This is a genomic window from Methylobacterium sp. Leaf465, from assembly GCF_001424705.1.
Lineage (GTDB): Bacteria > Pseudomonadota > Alphaproteobacteria > Rhizobiales > Beijerinckiaceae > Methylobacterium.
This window is the reverse complement of the sequence record NZ_LMRA01000041.1, coordinates 1-1,443: the sequence shown is the minus strand read 5'-3', so window position 1 is coordinate 1,443 and position 1,443 is coordinate 1. Positions and strand designations below refer to the sequence as shown.

Here is a 1,443-nt window from a genome sequence, read left to right as displayed (position 1 = left end):
GATGCCTGGAACAAGATCATCGCCCAACCCTGGCGCCTCATGTCCATCGGACTGCGCCGATGGGCCCATGCGTTCTGATCAGTGAGGATTGGTATAAGATATTAGAATTTTTAGTTTTATTTGTTATTTCCACGGCTGTAACCTCTATAATTGAATACACTCGTCGTAGAAGGGCCTTACGCGATGCTCTCTCACCAATTCGGGAAGAGATTCTCGGTAAATGGCACCTGGAGCTGGCTGATTTTGCATTATCAGGGCAAACGTACCGAGATTTTTCTTGCAAATTTTGGTTCGACAGCACCGAAGCTCAAAAATTAAGGGTGTTTTACTTTGAAAGTAATGAACTTGAGGTTGATGGTAATAGCCCCATGGTAGCTTTCTACGTCGCGGAGGGCATGGCGGGTCCAGAGCAGATAGATCTTTCTTTCCCACTTGCCGCCGAGATCCACCTTCCAGGTAGGCCAGCATTTTCTATACTGTATTGGATTAGGCTTAATCGTTTTGCTCTTCGTGACAGCAAGAAAGGCATTGCTTTCAAAGAACAGTGGTATTCTATAGCAAATGCCGGTAGCGAATACCAATCTGCCGGTCCCGCAACTCTCAAATTTGAGAGCAAATCTCGCTATAGTAATCCTACATAGATCTAGGTAGAAGCCTTCACGATTCGCTATCGTGTGCCAGCGAAGCACGGCTAAGCTATAAAAATGCTTACTAGCGGGTTGTCGAAGAAGTTCGTGACATACCAGCGCTTGGCATGACTCACTCCTTCCAAGCAGAGGACGGGGAAGTTCGATGCGGGGCTTGGACCAACGTTCGGGGGCGTTGGTCTCGTATGTCGACCTGGAAGCTCGGGTCCGGGCGGATCATCCCCTGCGGAGCATCCGGCAACTGACGGACGAGGCGCTGGCGGCCATGAGCGGGTCATTCTCGGCGCTCTATGCGGCTCGGATGCGTCGTCCGTCGATCCCGCCTAAGATGCCTGCCGCGGGTCCTTCCTCTGCAAGCGCTCCACTCAATCCGCTCGGAACAGCAGCTGATGGAGCCGCTGGAGTTCGATCTGTAGCAATTACCCAGGCCCTTGCGCGGGTCGGATTTCGCTGATTCCTTCATGGGATGGGGCGCAGCGATCTTGAGCGGTTGAGCCGCGAGGAGCTGATCGAGCTGGTGCTGCGGCTGCAGCGTCCGGACAAGACCTCGCGCACCTCCTCGAAGCCGCCAGCGACCGACCGCAAAGAGCGGCGCGAGCAATCCAAACCCGGCGGAGCGAAGCCGGGACACGAGGGGCATAGCCGGGCGATCAGCGAGGATCCCGACGCGGTTGTCGAGAATCGTCCTGACCGCTGTTTGTCTGTCGTCAGATGATTTGGGACATTCAGCGGTGTTCAGGAGCGGAGGCTCTGGTCCATCTGGGGTAAGAGGTTAGGCAGCCTGCGCGTGATGGCG

Annotated in this window: 1 protein-coding gene and 2 pseudogenes; all 3 read left to right on the top strand. The window is 54.6% G+C overall.

Features of this window, described 5'->3' with window-relative positions; genetic code table 11:
- Positions 1-641: hypothetical protein (locus ASG51_RS24505; RefSeq protein ID WP_210168772.1), on the top strand; the 641-nt coding region annotated here is incomplete at its 5' end.
- A 151-nt stretch (positions 642-792) separates the two neighbouring features.
- A pseudogene (locus ASG51_RS23595) lies at positions 793-1,060 on the top strand (IS5/IS1182 family transposase); the annotation flags it as partial.
- Positions 1,061-1,113: 53 nt separating this feature from the next.
- A pseudogene (locus ASG51_RS23590) lies at positions 1,114-1,335 on the top strand (IS66 family transposase); the annotation flags it as partial.
- Positions 1,336-1,443: the final 108 nt, after the last annotated feature.